The sequence below is a fragment of the Paenibacillus sp. JGP012 genome (assembly GCF_014203995.1).
In the GTDB taxonomy this organism is placed as follows: Bacteria; Bacillota; Bacilli; order Paenibacillales; family Paenibacillaceae; genus Paenibacillus; species Paenibacillus silvae.
Map to the genome: position 1 here is coordinate 118148 of NZ_JACHKG010000007.1, position 16155 is coordinate 134302.

A 16155-nucleotide genomic window follows, 5' to 3' on the forward strand; every position below is an offset into this window, starting at 1 on the left:
AGAAAAAACTTATGTAATCTGGGTTTTAAAAAAAGGGGGTAACAGAGAACGATGTTGGACGCTATATTCGTCACGCTGCAGGTCATCTTGGCGCTGCTGGCTGTGTACCAATTCACGTTTTCGCTGTTCGGTCTGTATAAGAAAAAGAAAAAGAAAAATTATCCTGCTACAAAATCATTTGCTGTGCTCGTAGCGGCACATAATGAGGAACAGGTTATCGGTGCGCTGATGGAAAATCTGAAGCAGCTGGATTATCCACGGGATCTGTATGATGTATTTGTCATCTGTGACAACTGTACAGACAGTACAGCGGACATTGTCCGTGAACATGGCTGGAATGCTTGTGTGCGTACTAATCCGGACCTTAGAGGTAAAGGGTATGCCATCGAATGGATGCTCAAATATTTATGGGATTTGCCACGCCAGTATGATGCGGTAGTCATGTTTGATGCCGATAATCTGGTGGAGCAAAACTTCCTTACTGAAATGAACAATGATCTGTGCAATGGAGCACGTGTTATTCAAGGCTATATCGATACGAAGAACCCTGAAGATTCCTGGATTACAGCTGCCTATGGTGTATCATACTGGTACATCAATCGTCTATGGCAGCTGTCCCGTCACAATCTGAACATGGCCAATTTCCTTGGCGGTACCGGAATGTGTTTTGAGACGAACCTGCTCAAAGAGATTGGCTGGGGTGCGACAAGTCTTGTAGAGGACCTGGAGTTCACCATGCGGAGTGTGCAGCGTAATGTATACCCGGTGTTTAACTATGATGCCAAAGTGTTTGATGAAAAACCATTGACGTTCAAAGCTTCAGCGAGACAACGTCTGCGCTGGATGCAGGGTCACTTTACGGTAGCAAGAAGATATTTCTTCCCGCTATTATGGCAGTCTATAAAGGAACGCAGCCTGGTTAAGTTCGACTTGGCCGTTTACGGTGCCAATGTGTATGTCGTACTGCTGACCTTCCTGCTAACCGCTGTGATGTCACTGGACATCTATGTGTTTGATGGCCCGCACATTGCAAACATTTACGGATATTTCCCGTTGTGGGTTGGTTTCATCGCGATCGGAATGAACGTGCTGACGTTCCTGTTGTCGATGGCGCTCGAGAAGGTTACTTTTGCCAAAGTATATCTGTACCTGGTTTTGTTCCCGATCTATCTGTTGTCCTGGTATCCGATTACGTTCTATGCGTTCTTTACACAGAACAACAAACAGTGGAGTCACACGCAGCATACACGTGTTGTACGTCTGGATGAGGTTCAAAGTAAACAGGGATAATTTGCACACAGGTTATATGCTATGCACATTCACAAAGGTTGAAAAAAAATGCTTTTGCTGTTGACAATGATGCTCGCCAGATGGTATAGTATTCAAGTGTGTTAAACAAATAGCAAAATGGAATCACAAGCAGAAGTCCGACTTCTCACCTGTCCAACAGCAGTTGGCTGGTCAACGATCCCAATAATTTATGAAGTGTATACTCATGAAGAATTGTGTTGATTACAGGGATGTCGGTAGCTTGACCGGCATCCCTTTTATTTTTGTGTAACAGGATATTTAAAATGACCTGGAGGTGGACGGTTATTAGTAAAGATCACATGATTAATGACGAGATTCGGGCGAAGGAAGTACGCCTTGTCGGAGCTGAAGGAGAGCAAATCGGGATTACTCCTATTCGTGAAGCACTTCAAATGGCAATTGACCTGAACTTGGACCTGGTCAATGTGGCGCCACAGGCTAAACCGCCGGTGTGCCGCATCATGGACTATGGCAAATTCCGCTATGAGCAGCAAAAGAAAGAAAAAGAAGCCCGTAAGAACCAGAAAATTGTTGACATTAAAGAAGTATGGTTCCGTTCCAATATTGAGGAGCACGATTATCAAACGAAGCTTCGTAATGTAGTCAAGTTTTTGAAAGAAGGCGACAAAGTGAAATGTTCCGTTCGTTATCGCGGACGTGAAATTGCACATGCCGCTATTGGTCAACGGATTTTGGAACGTGTGAAAACGGAAGTTGCAGAACTCTGCACCGTTGAGCGTCAGCCAAAACTGGAAGGCCGCAGTATGATCATGATTCTGGCTCCTAAAGCCTGATAACATTGAAGGAGGAAACACAACATGCCTAAAATGAAAACACACAGCAGTTTGAAAGGACGCTTCAAAATTACCGGTTCCGGTAAAGTCCTTCGTTACAAAGCTTACAAAAATCACTTGCTTTCCCACAAATCCAAACGTGCTAAGCGCGTTCTGAACGGAAATCCGGTAATGGCAGCAGGCGACGTGAGACGTTTGAAACAAGGTTTGGCTAACTTGAAATAGTACATCCGTATGGGGGATCGGCTCGGGCCGAGCACATATCACGGATACATTTAATATTTATTTGGGAGGTTCTTTAATATGGCAAGAGTAAAAGGCGGTTTTGTAGTACGTCGTCGTCATAAAAAGGTATTGAAACTGGCAAGAGGTTATTTCGGTTCTAAACACCGCATTTTCAAAACAGCTAACGAGCAAGTAATGAAATCCCTGGTTTACGCATACCGTGACCGCCGCAACACGAAACGTAACTTCCGCAGACTGTGGATCGTTCGTATCAATGCTGCAGCACGTCAAAACGGTTTGTCTTACAACAAATTGATCCACGGATTGAAACTTGCTGGTGTAGACATGAACCGTAAAATGCTGGCTGATCTGGCCGTTAACGACATCAATGCGTTCAACTCTTTGGCTACTGTAGCTAAAGGCAAAATCAACGCTTAAATCTGTATTTGCAAGCCGCCGTACATGGCGGCTTTTTTTACGGATTGGGAATAAGAACGGGATAGGAAGAACAAGCTACATATATCGTCAGAGGCTGGAAATGCATCGGGCAAGAAGCAACGTTAGTGAATAACACAACTTGGTATTACATAAACTACAACTGTGAAAAAGTGCAAACGAAAACCTTTGTTTTATATGAAATTCAGGGATGGTTGAGAGGTATTTGTTATGTAACATCACATCGTTGTAACGTTAGTGTGTTAAAACATTAAATTATTAAGCGCTTTCAACAAAAAAAGTACAAAAATAAGTGAACTTTGGTGATTATACATCTGGATTTTAACACTGGTTGATTGTATAATCACCTCTAGTAGGCCAGTCCTAAATTTTTCTTTCGGGTCATAATGTTCGGGTTTTCGACAGATGAGAAGCAAGAGTGAAGATAAGAATGCGCTTTTAGTCGTACATTAAACAGACATTTTTGCTTCGAGCATGCTATTCTATCTGTTGATAGCGCAACGCAGACAGGATTTGAAAGGGACATATTATTAAGGGGGAAAAAGAGAAATGAAAAAAATGCTCAGCTTGTCTCTGGTGATGTTGCTGGCAGTATCGGTTATGCTCGCAGGATGCGGAAGCAAACCGAAAGAAGAAACGAATGCCGGAGGAGACAACGGTGGAACTTCCACTGAAGCGAAATCCGACCTCAAAATCGGTATGGTTACTGACGTAGGCGGCGTTAACGACAAATCCTTTAACCAATCCGCTTGGGAAGCTCTTCAAGCAACAGAAACGGAAACAGGTGTAGCAGTTAAATACCTGCAAAGTAAATCTGACGAAGAATACATTCCAAACCTGAACGAATTCGTTAAAGGTGGATATGATCTGACCTGGGGTATCGGTTTCCAATTGGCAGATGCCATCAAAACTGTAGCTGAGCAAAACCCTGATTCCAAGCTGGCAATCATCGACAGCGTTGTGGATGCACCTAACGTAAAATCCGTAACTTTCGCTGAAGAAGAAGGATCTTTCCTGGTTGGCGTTGTTGCTGGTCTGACAACAAAAACAAACAAAGTTGGTTTCGTTGGTGGTATGGAAAGCCCGCTGATCAAAAAGTTTGAAGTTGGTTTCAGAGAAGGCGTTAAAGCAGTAAACCCTGATGCTCAATTCATTTCAAACTATACAGGTGCTTTTGACAAGCCTGACCTGGGTAAAGCAGCAGCTGCTACACTGTATAATCAAGGTGTAGATATCATCTTCCACGCTTCCGGTGCAACAGGTAACGGTGTGTTCAACGAAGCAATTGCTCGTAAGAAGCAAGGTCAAGATGTATGGGTAATTGGTGTGGACAAAGACCAATCTTTGGAATTTGGCGATGATGTAACACTGACTTCCATGATTAAAAAAGTAGACGAAGCGGTTAAACGCGTAAACAAAGAAGTTGTTGACGGTACATTCAAAGGCGGTTCCGAGAATCTGACACTGAAAGAAAACGGTGTTGGAATTGCGGACACTTCCAGCAAAAATGTAAAACCTGATGTTTTGGCTAAAGTTGACGAATACAAAGAAAAAATCATCAGCGGCGAAATCAAAGTACCTACAGAGTAATACGTAGAGAATTTGAATCTGCTGTAACACCATCACCGGGCCGGTCTTGACCGGCCTTGTGATTGTAAACAGAGGAACATTTGATCAAGCTATCATAACATTTGTACAAGTAGTCATTTGTGCAGTAACGCTCCGGTAGGAGCTTTTCTTTCGTTTGCGGAACCACACTATATCAGTTATAAGGGTGATTACATGGGTGCAGCAACCCCCGTCGTTGAGTTGAAACAAATAACGAAGCGTTTCCCAGGCATTGTTGCCAACGACGCCATCAGCCTTCAGCTTCGTAAAGGCGAGATTCATGCTCTACTGGGCGAAAACGGCGCTGGTAAGTCAACATTGATGAACATTGTTTTTGGTCTCTATCAGCCGGATGAAGGTTCCATTGAAGTGAATGGCAAACCTGTCATCATCGACAGTCCAAACCGGGCAATCGATCTTGGCATCGGTATGGTGCATCAGCACTTTAAGCTTGTACAGCCGTTCACGGTAACAGAGAACATTATTTTGGGGTCCGAGCCTACGAAGGGTCTCAATATTAACTATAAAAAAGCCGCTGCTGAAGTGCAGCGTTTGTCCGAGCAGTATGGACTCAAGGTTAATCCGCATGCCAAAATTCATGATATTTCCGTCGGTATGCAGCAGCGTGTCGAGATTGTTAAAACGTTGTATCGCGGTGCGGATATTCTGATCTTTGATGAACCAACGGCGGTGCTTACCCCTCAAGAGATCAAAGAGCTGATGATTATCATGAAAAAGCTTGTAGCAGAAGGCAAGTCAATCATTTTGATTACCCATAAGCTGAAAGAAATCATGGAGATTTCGGATACAGTTACGATTATTCGTCGTGGTAAAGTCATTGATTCCGTCAAAACATCGGAAACGAATCCGAATGAGCTGGCAGAAAAAATGGTCGGCCGCAACGTAACGTTTAAAGTGGACAAGAAACCTGCAACGCCTGGAGCCAACGTGCTTGAGGTTAGCAAGCTGACGGCCAAAAACAAAGAGGGAATCGCGGTTCTGAACGAATTGAACCTGAATGTACGTGCTGGAGAGATTGTCGGCATTGCCGGCGTTGACGGTAACGGACAGAGCGAATTGATCGAAGCGCTCACAGGTTTGCGTAAAGTAGACAGCGGCTCAATTCGTCTTCAAGGAAAAGAACTCTCGAATCATTCGCCGCGTCATATCTCGGAGGCTGGCGTAGCGCACATTCCTGAGGACCGACATAAGCACGGGCTTGTACTGGATTTCTCGGTAAGTGAAAATATCGTGCTGGAATCGTATTACAAAGAGCCGTATACACGCAAAGGTTTCTTGAACTTTGATGCGATTAAAAAACAAGCCAAACGGCTTGTTGAAGCATTTGACGTACGTACGCCCAGCATTGAGACGAAGGCGCGTTCCTTGTCCGGAGGAAACCAGCAGAAAGCAATTATCGCCCGTGAGGTGGATAAAAACCCTGAATTGCTGATCGCAGCCCAACCGACTCGTGGGTTGGACGTTGGAGCGATCGAGTTTGTGCAAAAGCAATTGATTGCACAGCGTGATCAGGGTAAAGCCGTTCTGCTCATTTCTTTTGAACTGGATGAGATCATGAACGTTTCAGACCGCATTGCGGTGATCTACGAAGGGCAGATCGTAGGTGAGGTGCTGCCAGAAGAAACCAATGACAGGGAGCTCGGCTTGATGATGGCGGGCAGCACCCAAAAGAGAGGTACTGCACATGAATAAAGTGTTAAAATGGTTTACCCGGGATTCATTTATTTTGCCGATTGTGGCAATTTTGATGGGGCTTGTTCTCGGTGGAATTGTTATGCTGGTGGGCGGTTATAACCCGCTAGAGGCATATGGTGCATTGTTTACAAAGGTATTTGGGGATATGTACAACTTCGGGGAAGCTGTACGGGAAATGACCCCACTCATTATGACAGGACTGGCATTTGCCTTTGCTGCTCGCGCAGGTTTGTTTAACATCGGGGGCGAAGGACAGTTTCTGGTCGGTATGACAGCAGCTACTTTTGTCGGTGTCAAATTTGCAGGTTTGCCAATTTATATTCACGCACCGCTGGCTCTGATTGCGGGAGCGGTATTTGGCGGGCTTTGGGCTGCGATTGCGGGTTATTTGAAAGCTGCTCGCGGAGTAAATGAGGTCATCAGCAGTATTATGCTGAACTGGATCGGACTGTATTTAGCTAATTTGATTGTGCGTCAGTTTCTACTGCTTCAGGGGGAGAATCGCTCCGTAAATATTAGCGAGTCCGCCTCGATCAGTTTGAATTGGCTATCTGAATTAATGGGCAATTCCCGTGTTCACTTGGGTACTTTAATTGCGCTTGTTATCGCTGTGCTCTTTTATATTTACATGTGGAAAACCAAACAAGGTTTTGAAATTCGTGCTGTAGGGTATAACCCGAATGCAGCGGAGTATGCGGGGATGCATGTCAACCGGAATATCGTCAAAGCGATGTTTATCAGCGGTATGCTCGCGGGTCTTGGCGGGGCGTTCCAGGTACTTGGAGTATTCCAGTATCAAACGGTAATGTCAGGCTCCCCAGGTACTGGTTTTGACGGTATTGCGGTTGCCTTGATCGGTCTGAATCATCCGTTTGGAGTGCTGCTCGGTGCGCTGCTCTTTGGTACGCTCACATACGGTTCGGCAGGTATGAGCTTTGCTGCGGATGTACCACCTGAGATTATTCGGATTGTCATCGGTTCGATTATCTTCTTCATTGCTGCACAAGGCATCGTGCGCTGGGTACTTAAACCGTTCTATTCCAAGCGCAAGAAAGAGAAGGTGTTGTAGATGGACTTGTTGACAATCGGGCAAATTATCAATACGACGCTTGTCTTTGCTACGGCATTGATTTTTGCTTCCCTCGGCGGGATTTTCTCGGAAAAATCCGGGGTGACAAACCTCGGGCTTGAAGGTTTTATGGTGTTTGGTGCATTTGCAGCCGGTATTGGTGCTCACTATGCCCAGGAAGCGGGTATGGATGGTACAACAGCAGCCTGGATGGGTGTATTGCTTGCCATTGTTCTCGGTGTACTGGTATCCCTTATTCATGCTGTGGCATCGATTACGTTCAAAGCGGATCAGATTATCAGCGGTATTGTTATTAACTTTTTGGCAGCAGGAAGTACATTGTATCTAGTAAAACTGCTGTTTGAAGGTTCAGGTGATTCGCCATTGGTACAGGGCTTCAATAAATTCAGTGTGCCCTTCTTGCAAGATATTCCATTGCTTGGGGAAGCATTTTTTAAAAATATGTACCCAACAACTTACCTGGCGATTTTGTTTGTATTCCTGACCTATTACATTTTGTTTAAAACACCGTTTGGATTGCGTCTGCGCTCTGTTGGTGAACATCCAAGTGCGGCAGATACAGTGGGTGTTAAAGTACGTCGTTACCGTTATATTGGGGTTATGATCAGTGGTGCGCTTGCAGCTATTGGGGGAGCGGCAATTACACTGACAACGACAGGCACATTCTCACACAATACGGTTTCCGGTCAAGGTTACATTGCCATTGCGGCGATGATCTTTGGTAAATGGAATCCGATGGGTGCTTTTGGGGCGGCAGTATTCTTCGGCTTCTCTCAAGCAATTCGCAACTATGTGCAGCTGTTTGAGTGGTCGCAAAGTATTCCCCAGGAAATTATTTTCATGCTGCCTTACCTGCTCACCATTATCGTTCTCGTGGCTGCAGTTGGGCGTTCATCGGCTCCATCTGCACTGGGTGAACCTTATGATCCTGGTAAGAGGTAGCCTACACGTAAATTGGATTTTGGTTGAAGAAAATAGAGTATAAGCACAGTAAAGGTCCGCACTCTTGCGGGCCTTTTTGCATGCATAAAAGCACCCAACTTTTGCAGTAGGGACAAAGAAACAAGCGAATCCGGTCATGGACGAATACACTGTTTTGAATGATCCGAGGAGGAGGGATAGTATGAAAAAACATGTTACGCGTACTGAAGCGATGAAACTCATAGGCAAAAACATTGTTGCGATCAAAAAAGACGGTACTCGGGTTACAGGGAAGCTCATAAAGGTATCTGGCGATAAACTCGTGCTTAAGCGTTTAAGCGGAAAAAAAGTGCGGACCAAAGCTATTTTGCCACTGGTATTGTTTGATTTGCTTGCGATTGCCACCTTGCCTTATGCGTATGGTCCTGGTCCAGGATTCGGTCCCGGCCCCGGCCCAAAACCTTGCCCTTACGGTCAGGGATACGGACCAGGGTATGGTCCAGGCCAGGGATATGGCCCGGGTTCAGGCTTCGGGCCTTATGGTCCCGGCCCAAGACCGCCAGGTTTTTTCTAGGAATATAAATTTTTTTCCATTTCATAGCATCGACTCATTCCAATATATCTAAGGGTTTGATATCCATTTTTCTGGTAAAATTGACATCCCTTTGTGTTGCCCTCATCTACCATGACTTTGGATCTTCGGCAGCCGCGAGAGACTGCAAAATGTTCTGCTTTTTGAAGTAAAGTCTGGCCGTATCGTTTACGCTGCTCTTTTGTGCTAACAGCCATCATATCCACGTAAAGCAACTCGCCATGCATGAGGAAATGGATGAAAGCAATAGCCGCTTTGTTAGACTCCGGCGAGATTACAAAGGTCATGCCCCTGTTCATCCGCAGGGGTATTTCCTTGCGGATTTTATTGATTTCCTTCTCACTCATATGGGATAAAGGAACAAGTTGAGTATCAATCAACTTTAGAATTGCGCTATCATCCAGCTTGGATGAACGTTGACGAATAATCATACGGAGCCTCCTTTCGGGACCAGTCGTGCGGCCCGTATATCCTATGCCCGAGGCGAGATAAAAGGTGACTGTATGAAGTTTGGAAGTTGGGGCATTCTAGGATTGGAATATTAGCAGGAAAGAGCTCTGCGCATTTTTATCAAAAACAGGTATTGACTTATCGGTTAGAGGAATCATATAATGTTCCTAACATTTAACGAGAATATTTCATCGGCTATGAAGAGGACGAAGTTTTAAGGGCTCTTTTGCTCAGAGAGTGGATGGATTTGCTGAAACCACCACCATTACCCCTTATATACGAGCTCACCTCGGAGCTGTTTTCCTGAAAAGCATTGGATCGTCAAATCCTTGCGTATTAGGGAAAATCGTAAGTCTGCGTTACAGACAACAGGTATGGGAGACGACTCTGTTCGTTTGAACATCGTTTTGTTATACCTGGTAAGGTCCGTTATTGCGAAATTTCGGACAAAGTTGGGTGGTACCACGGAAGCGATAACCTTTCGTCCCTCGCAAGCATGAACTTGTTTGCAGGGATGGAAGGTTTTTTTTGTAACTTTGAATGTCAGAATGGTGTAAATTCCGAGAGGAGGATGACTGATGGGAGCTCATATTCCAGAAGTACGATCGACAGATGAATTACGTGAAAAATGGATGAAGCCGGAGGTCATTAGCGGCTCCGAGATTCTGCTGAGAAGTTTGCTGCTTGAAGGTGTTGAGTGTGTATTTGGTTATCCAGGCGGCGCCGTGTTGTATATCTACGATGCGATGTATGGCTTTGAAGATTTCAAACACGTTCTTACACGTCACGAACAAGGAGCGATTCACGCAGCTGATGGTTATGCACGTGCGAGCGGCAAGGTTGGTGTCTGTATCGCAACCTCCGGTCCCGGTGCAACAAACCTTGTAACCGGTATTGCAACAGCTTATATGGATTCCGTTCCTTTGGTGGTTATAACAGGTAATGTTGTTTCCAGCCTGATTGGCTCGGATGCTTTCCAGGAAGCAGACATTACGGGAATTACAATGCCGATCACCAAACACAGCTACCTTGTCAAAGACGTAAAAGATCTGCCGGGTATCATTCATGAAGCGTTCCACATTGCGAACACGGGTCGCAAAGGACCGGTACTGATTGACATTCCAAAAGACGTGTCTGCAAACAAAACGTTGTTTGAACCACACACGGAACCTGTTATATTGAGAGGGTATAATCCACGGACGGTACCGAACAAGCTGCAGGTTGACCGTTTGGCACAAGCAATCCAGGAAGCTGAACGTCCAATGATTCTTGCTGGCGGCGGCGTAGTATATTCCGGTGGACACGAAGCGCTTTTCGAGTTTGTAGAGAAGACAGGCATCCCGATCACGACAACACTTCTTGGACTCGGCGCTTTCCCAAGCGGGCATGAGCTTTGGACCGGAATGCCGGGAATGCACGGAACCTACACATCCAACATGGCAATTCAGCAATCCGACTTGCTCATCAACATCGGTGCCCGATTCGATGACCGTGTAACGGGTAAGCTGGACGGATTCGCACCACATGCGAAAATTGTTCATATCGACATTGATCCGGCAGAGATCGGCAAAAACATTGCGACAGATATTCCGATTGTAGGCGATGTGAAAACGGTACTGGAGATTGCGAACAAGGAAGTTGGACGTGCTGAACGCGCAGATGCATGGAGAGATCAGATCAAACAGTGGAAACAGGAAAAGCCATACACCTATACGGATTCGGATGAAGTGTTGAAACCGCAATGGGTGGTTGAATTGTTAAACGACACCACTAAAGGTGAAGCCATTGTTACAACGGATGTAGGTCAGCATCAGATGTGGGCAGCGCAGTATTACAAGTTTAATCAACCGCGTTCCTGGGTAACCTCGGGTGGTCTGGGAACGATGGGCTTTGGATTCCCTTCAGCAATCGGTGCCCAGATGGCAAATCCGGACAGACTGGTTATCTCCATTAACGGAGACGGTGGAATGCAGATGTGTTCGCAAGAGCTGGCCATCTGTGCAATCAACAACATTCCGGTTAAAATCGTAATTATCAACAATGAGGTTCTTGGTATGGTACGCCAGTGGCAGGAATTGATCTATGAAAATCGTTACAGCCATATCGACCTGGCAGGAAGCCCGGATTTCGTGAAACTGGCTGAAGCGTATGGTGTTAAAGGACTGCGTGCAACGAACAAGGAAGAAGCTGAACGTGCTTGGCAGGAAGCTTTGGACACACCTGGACCAGTCGTTGTAGAATTCGTGGTACGAAAAGATGAAAATGTGTATCCGATGGTTCCGCAGGGAGCGACAATCGATCAAATGCTGATGGGGGATGGCGAAGAATGATAAGACATACAATTTCGATATTGGTTAATGACCAGCCAGGCGTCCTCCAGCGTGTATCCGGATTGTTTGGTCGTCGCGGCTATAACATTGAGAGCATTACGGTAGGACAGTCTGAAGAGCCTGGACTTTCCCGGATGGTCATTGTTACCATTGGTGATGACAAAACATTGGAGCAGATTGAGAAGCAGCTGTATAAGATCATTGATGTCATCAAAGTGGTTGATTTTAGCCTGAAACCGATGGTTGCTCGTGAACTCGCGCTGATCAAGGTGAAGGCAGATCCATCCGAACGTCCCGAAATTTTGGGCGTGGTGGAAACATTCCGCGCATCGGTTGTTGACGTTGGACCGACAAGTCTGATGATTCAGGCGGTTGGAGATACGGACAAAATTGATGCGATGATCGAATTGCTCAAGCCATATGGCATTCGTGAATTGTCTCGTACAGGTGTTACTGCATTGGTGCGTGGCAACGTATAGAGGTATAATGGTTTCAGGACGGGCTGAGACATACATGCGCACAATGATTTCGTTGTGAAAGTGCACGGTTAGTTGAACAAGAAGACTACCTGTTGAACATATGTCAGTCCGCTATCTGCTGTAAAGTAACATTTTAGTGATGTAACGCTTGAAAAGATAGCCACACCCCCGCATTAACGGGCGGGTGTCTGAACGGATCTGGCATCGCGGCTTCAGCAGTGATGAGGCGGTTCTGGCTACCCGCTTGGTCAGGATCACAGGTCCATTGAGACACCCGCTCATTAATGAAGGGTTCTTTACAATACAAAGGAGGACTTATAAAATGCCAGTAACTACTTATTATGAACAGGATGCAGAGCTTAGCGTATTGAAAGGAAAAACGATCGCGGTGATCGGATATGGTAGCCAAGGTCATGCTCAGGCGCAAAACCTGCGTGATAGCGGATTGAACGTAGTCATCGGACTTCGTGAAGGTAAATCTTTTGATGCTGCGAAAAATGATGGATTCGAAGTATTGTCTCCGGCTGAAGCAACTAGCCGTGCAGATGTAGTTCAAATCTTGCTGCCAGACGAAACACAAGCTTCTGTATACAAAAACGAAATCGAACCAAACCTGAAAAAAGGTGCTGCATTGCTCTTCTCTCACGGTTTCAACGTTCATTTCGGTCAAATCGTTGCTCCAAAAGACAGCGATGTATTGCTGGTAGCTCCTAAGTCCCCTGGTCACATGGTACGTCGTACCTACGTGGAAGGTTTCGGTGTTCCTGGTCTGATCGCGATCGAGCAAGATGCAACAGGTAAAGCAAAAGATATCGGTCTGGCTTATGCTAAAGGTATCGGCTGCACACGTGCTGGTGTTATCGAAACTTCCTTCCGTGAAGAAACAGAAACAGACTTGTTCGGTGAGCAAGCTGTTCTGTGCGGCGGTGTAAGTGCCCTCGTTAAAGCTGGATTCGAAACGTTGACAGAAGCGGGTTATGCGCCTGAGATGGCATACTTCGAGTGTCTGCACGAATTGAAACTGATCGTTGACCTGATGTATGAAGGCGGACTTGCAAGCATGCGTGATTCCATCAGTAACACAGCGGAATACGGTGACTATGTAACTGGACCACGTGTCGTTACAGAAGATACGAAGAAAGCAATGAAAGAAGTGCTTTCCGATATCCAACAAGGTAAATTCGCACGTGACTTCATTCTGGAGAACCAATCCGGTCGTGCATTCCTGACAGCTACTCGTCGTAACGAAGCTGAACACCCGATCGAAGTGGTTGGCGGACAATTGCGTGAAATGATGCACTGGATCAAGAAGTAATAACGGCTTTTGAATGAACAAGCAACTTACAGCGTGAACTGGAAATAGCGGCCGTGCTTATGCGTGAGCCGCTATTCTGGTTTGTGGAAACATATCGAAGCAGGAGGTGCGAGGCGTGCGTAAAATTTACGTTTTTGATACAACGCTGCGTGACGGAGAGCAATCTCCGGGAGTCAATCTGAACACTCGTGAAAAGGTGGAGATTGCCCATCAACTGGAGCGGCTTGGCATTGACCGGATGGAAGCAGGTTTCCCGGCAGCATCTCCAGGTGACCTGGCCGCAGTAAACGCCGTAGCGAAAGCGGTTAAAAATGTTACAGTGATTGGTTTGTCCCGCTCCAGAGAACAGGATATTGATGCGGTCAAAGAAGCACTTAAAGGTGCACAGGACCCGTGTATTCACGTATTCCTGGCGACCTCGCCCATTCACCGTCAGCATAAGCTGCGCATGGATAAAGGTCAGGTGCTGGATACGGCACGCTCTGCGATCCGTTATGCAAAGAAGACATTTTCCAAGATTGAATTCTCTTTGGAGGATGCAGGCCGTACAGAATATGATTTCCTCGTCGAAATGGTCAATATGGCGGTCGAAGAGGGTGCTTCTGTCGTCAATATTCCGGATACAGTCGGGTATCTGAGCCCGTATGAATACGGGAATATTTTCAAACATCTGAAAGAAAATGTTCACAACATTGATAAAGTACAGCTAAGTGCGCACTGCCACAACGATCTCGGCATGGCAACAGCGAATACACTTGCGGCAATTCTGAATGGCGCTGATCAGATTGAAGGCACCATCAACGGGATTGGGGAGCGCGCAGGCAACACGGCGATTGAAGAGATTGCGATGGCACTCGAGACACGCCAGGAGTTTTTCCAGGCCAAAACGACGCTGCAATTGTCCGAAATTGCACGCACCAGCCGTCTGGTCAGCCGTCTGACAGGCATGGTTGTACCGGGAAACAAAGCGATTGTTGGAGCAAACGCGTTTGCACATGAATCCGGTATTCACCAGGACGGCATGCTCAAGGAAAAAACGACATATGAGATCATGACACCGGAAACGATTGGTCTGAAAGAGAGCAAGCTGGTGCTTGGTAAACACTCTGGCCGTCACGCATTCCGTGAACGTCTGATCGACCTGGGGTATGAACTGGAAGAAGAAGCACTGAACCGGGCGTTTGCACAGTTCAAAGATCTGGCAGACAAGAAAAAGGAAGTTACGGATGAGGATCTGCTCGCTGTAATCGAAGAGAAACTGCAGGATGCACCTGAGGTGTACAAACTGGAATCGATTTTTGTGACATATGGTGATGAATCGGTGCCAACCGCTAAGGTGCGGATTGCAACTCTGGATGGAGAAACAGTCGAGAAGCAGGCTGAAGGTAATGGTTCGGTGGATGCGATCTACAATGCGATTGATCAGGTGAGCGGAGAAGAGGTTACGCTGTCTGATTATTCCATCAAATCGGTCACACATGGCAAAGATGCGCTTGGTGAAGTTCATGTTGTATTGACACAACATCAGGTCTCCGTTCAAGGACGCGGTGTGAGCACCGATATTCTTGGCGCAAGTGCACGTGCATATGTGGACGGCTTGAACCAGCTGATTGAGAAACGTAAAACATATACGAATCGTGTGAATGTGAATTTGTAGATGATGAGCACTTGAGCACCTAAAAAGTCTGACTCGCTGGAGTCTTCTGTTCGTGTCATATCAACGCTGTTAGAACGTTGATATGATATAAACAGTCCAGCAGGGTCAGACTTTTCTCATGGCAACCTTATTTTAGAAAATTACCATGCGTACGCGTTAGGTGCGTGCCCGCCAGGGCCAGGGAAGATTTCATCCAGACGCCGAAGCGTTGATTCATCGAGTATCAGTTCGAGGCATTTTAATGCCGTTTCGAATTGCTCCAGCGTGCGTGGACCGATGATGGGTGCTGTTACCGCCGGATTGGCTGCAACCCAGGCAAGGGCTACCGTATCCTGCGGCTCACCTAGATCACGGCACAGAGCAGCGAAATCCTCAAGCTGTGACTGCTGTTTCTCGATGCGCTCAGCAATGCCGCCGCTGCGAGTGCCTTCAAGCTTCTGCAGCGCATTGCGTCCCAGGAATCCGCCATCCAGCGGGCTCCACGGGATAACGCCAAGACCTAACGCTTTGGCAGCTGGCAGTACCTCCAGTTCAGGAAGTCGGCAGTTCAGGCTGTATTTATGCTGCTCGGACACAAGTCCAAGGAAATGGCGGTTTTTGGCTTCGCTTTGAGCCAGAGCGATCTGCCAGGCGGCAAAATTGCTGGAGCCTACATATCCGATCTTGCCCTGATATACCGCATGCTCAAATGCTCCCCAGAGCTCGTCCCATGTAACGGCAGGATCGACATGGTGCATCTGATAAAGCTCAATATGGTCGGTTTGCAAGCGCTGCAGCGAGCCTTCGAGATGACGTCTGATTTTATATGCGGAGAGACCGGCTTCGTTGTTCGGACCGTCTGTTTCATCATGCATGGAGCCGTAAACTTTGGTGGCAAGCACAACCTTTTCACGCCGTCCACCACCTTGTTTGAACCAGCGACCGATAATCTCTTCAGTCAGACCGGAATTTTCTCCCCAGCCATAAATGTTAGCGGTATCAAAAAAGTTCACTCCGGCATCCAGTGCTGCATCCATAATGCGGAATGCTTCTTTTTCGTCCGTGGCAGGTCCAAAATTCATCGTTCCAAGACAGATGCGGCTGACTTTAAGGCCTGATTTACCCAGATAAGAATATTGCATGGTTTAACATCCCTCCAGCATTTCCTGATTTTGACTCAGGTATATTTTACCCTACACTGTTCTGAGGAACAACATGCAAACAGGGGCTCC

The 16155-nt window shown here is 46.5% G+C and carries 16 protein-coding genes; 13 read left to right on the plus strand and 3 right to left on the minus strand.

Annotated elements, in window-relative coordinates; translation table 11 throughout:
- Positions 1–51: 51 nt before the first annotated feature.
- The 9 genes from HNR77_RS11570 to HNR77_RS11610 all read left to right on the plus strand — a co-directional run bounded on the left by HNR77_RS11570 (position 52) and on the right by HNR77_RS11610 (position 8695).
- Entirely contained in the window at positions 52–1290 is a 1239-nt protein-coding gene (locus HNR77_RS11570) for a glycosyltransferase family 2 protein (protein WP_111272367.1), read from the plus strand.
- 320 nt (positions 1291–1610) lie between these two features.
- Positions 1611–2105 (plus strand): translation initiation factor IF-3, encoded by a 495-nt coding sequence (gene infC, locus HNR77_RS11575; RefSeq protein WP_110897658.1) that lies wholly within the window; start codon positions 1611–1613, stop codon positions 2103–2105.
- Between the two features lie 24 nt (positions 2106–2129).
- Entirely contained in the window at positions 2130–2330 is a 201-nt protein-coding gene (gene rpmI / locus HNR77_RS11580) for a 50S ribosomal protein L35 (protein ID WP_184183984.1), read from the plus strand.
- A 78-nt stretch (positions 2331–2408) separates the two neighbouring features.
- Positions 2409–2768, plus strand: a complete 360-nt coding sequence (gene rplT, locus HNR77_RS11585; RefSeq protein ID WP_095288335.1) for a 50S ribosomal protein L20 — start codon at positions 2409–2411, stop codon at positions 2766–2768.
- A gap of 567 nt (positions 2769–3335) precedes the next feature.
- Positions 3336–4376: a BMP family lipoprotein gene (locus HNR77_RS11590; RefSeq protein WP_184183987.1), complete on the plus strand. Its 1041-nt coding sequence runs from the start codon at positions 3336–3338 to the stop codon at positions 4374–4376.
- A 192-nt stretch (positions 4377–4568) separates the two neighbouring features.
- Positions 4569–6107, plus strand: a complete 1539-nt coding sequence (locus tag HNR77_RS11595; protein WP_184183990.1) for an ABC transporter ATP-binding protein — start codon at positions 4569–4571, stop codon at positions 6105–6107.
- Positions 6100–7179: an ABC transporter permease gene (locus HNR77_RS11600; RefSeq protein ID WP_184183992.1), complete on the plus strand. Its 1080-nt coding sequence runs from the start codon at positions 6100–6102 to the stop codon at positions 7177–7179. The genes HNR77_RS11595 and HNR77_RS11600 overlap by 8 nt, the downstream gene beginning before the upstream one ends.
- Positions 7180–8142, plus strand: a complete 963-nt coding sequence (locus HNR77_RS11605) for an ABC transporter permease (protein WP_184183994.1) — start codon at positions 7180–7182, stop codon at positions 8140–8142.
- A gap of 181 nt (positions 8143–8323) precedes the next feature.
- On the plus strand, positions 8324–8695 hold the full coding sequence (locus HNR77_RS11610; protein WP_184183995.1) for a hypothetical protein: 372 nt from the start codon (positions 8324–8326) through the stop codon (positions 8693–8695).
- Here HNR77_RS11610 and HNR77_RS11615 read toward each other — a convergent pair.
- The gene (locus HNR77_RS11615) at positions 8692–9141 is read right to left on the minus strand and encodes a GNAT family N-acetyltransferase (RefSeq protein ID WP_397366652.1); all 450 of its coding nucleotides are present in this window, start codon (positions 9139–9141) and stop codon (positions 8692–8694) included. The two genes, HNR77_RS11610 and HNR77_RS11615, sit on opposite strands and share 4 nt — an antisense overlap.
- A gap of 600 nt (positions 9142–9741) precedes the next feature.
- On the opposite strand from HNR77_RS11615, the gene ilvB reads away from it, so the two are divergent.
- Together ilvB and ilvN are read left to right on the plus strand one after the other, a co-directional pair.
- Positions 9742–11493 carry a biosynthetic-type acetolactate synthase large subunit gene (gene ilvB, locus HNR77_RS11620; RefSeq protein WP_145403119.1) on the plus strand — a complete coding sequence of 584 codons (1752 nt, stop codon included), beginning with the start codon at positions 9742–9744 and terminating at the stop codon, positions 11491–11493.
- Entirely contained in the window at positions 11490–11972 is a 483-nt protein-coding gene (gene ilvN / locus HNR77_RS11625) for an acetolactate synthase small subunit (RefSeq protein WP_184184000.1), read from the plus strand. The genes ilvB and ilvN overlap by 4 nt, the downstream gene beginning before the upstream one ends.
- A 133-nt stretch (positions 11973–12105) precedes the next feature.
- On the opposite strand, the gene HNR77_RS11630 is transcribed toward ilvN, so the two are convergent.
- On the minus strand, positions 12106–12246 hold the full coding sequence (locus HNR77_RS11630; protein ID WP_184184002.1) for a hypothetical protein: 141 nt from the start codon (positions 12244–12246) through the stop codon (positions 12106–12108).
- Positions 12247–12294: 48 nt separating this feature from the next.
- On the opposite strand from HNR77_RS11630, the gene ilvC reads away from it, so the two are divergent.
- Both ilvC and HNR77_RS11640 read left to right on the plus strand, forming a co-directional pair.
- Positions 12295–13287, plus strand: coding sequence for a ketol-acid reductoisomerase (ilvC, locus tag HNR77_RS11635; protein WP_111272358.1), 993 nt, complete (start codon positions 12295–12297; stop codon positions 13285–13287).
- Between the two features lie 115 nt (positions 13288–13402).
- On the plus strand, positions 13403–14944 hold the full coding sequence (locus tag HNR77_RS11640; protein ID WP_184184004.1) for a 2-isopropylmalate synthase: 1542 nt from the start codon (positions 13403–13405) through the stop codon (positions 14942–14944).
- 140 nt (positions 14945–15084) lie between these two features.
- Here HNR77_RS11640 and HNR77_RS11645 read toward each other — a convergent pair whose 3' ends face one another.
- Positions 15085–16065 carry an aldo/keto reductase gene (locus tag HNR77_RS11645; RefSeq protein ID WP_184184007.1) on the minus strand — a complete coding sequence of 327 codons (981 nt, stop codon included), beginning with the start codon at positions 16063–16065 and terminating at the stop codon, positions 15085–15087.
- Positions 16066–16155: the final 90 nt, after the last annotated feature.

Bases quoted from the DNA above. Each gene is read 5' to 3' on its own strand.
- HNR77_RS11570 (WP_111272367.1), top strand. From the start codon at position 52: ATGTTGGACGCTATATTCGTCACGCTGCAGGTCATCTTGGCGCTGCTG.
- infC (WP_110897658.1), top strand. From the start codon at position 1,611: ATGATTAATGACGAGATTCGGGCGAAGGAAGTACGCCTTGTCGGAGCT.
- rpmI (WP_184183984.1), top strand. From the start codon at position 2,130: ATGCCTAAAATGAAAACACACAGCAGTTTGAAAGGACGCTTCAAAATT.
- rplT (WP_095288335.1), top strand. From the start codon at position 2,409: ATGGCAAGAGTAAAAGGCGGTTTTGTAGTACGTCGTCGTCATAAAAAG.
- HNR77_RS11590 (WP_184183987.1), top strand. From the start codon at position 3,336: ATGAAAAAAATGCTCAGCTTGTCTCTGGTGATGTTGCTGGCAGTATCG.
- HNR77_RS11595 (WP_184183990.1), top strand. From the start codon at position 4,569: ATGGGTGCAGCAACCCCCGTCGTTGAGTTGAAACAAATAACGAAGCGT.
- HNR77_RS11600 (WP_184183992.1), top strand. From the start codon at position 6,100: ATGAATAAAGTGTTAAAATGGTTTACCCGGGATTCATTTATTTTGCCG.
- HNR77_RS11605 (WP_184183994.1), top strand. From the start codon at position 7,180: ATGGACTTGTTGACAATCGGGCAAATTATCAATACGACGCTTGTCTTT.
- HNR77_RS11610 (WP_184183995.1), top strand. From the start codon at position 8,324: ATGAAAAAACATGTTACGCGTACTGAAGCGATGAAACTCATAGGCAAA.
- ilvB (WP_145403119.1), top strand. From the start codon at position 9,742: ATGGGAGCTCATATTCCAGAAGTACGATCGACAGATGAATTACGTGAA.
- ilvN (WP_184184000.1), top strand. From the start codon at position 11,490: ATGATAAGACATACAATTTCGATATTGGTTAATGACCAGCCAGGCGTC.
- ilvC (WP_111272358.1), top strand. From the start codon at position 12,295: ATGCCAGTAACTACTTATTATGAACAGGATGCAGAGCTTAGCGTATTG.
- HNR77_RS11645 (WP_184184007.1), bottom strand. From the start codon at position 16,065: ATGCAATATTCTTATCTGGGTAAATCAGGCCTTAAAGTCAGCCGCATC.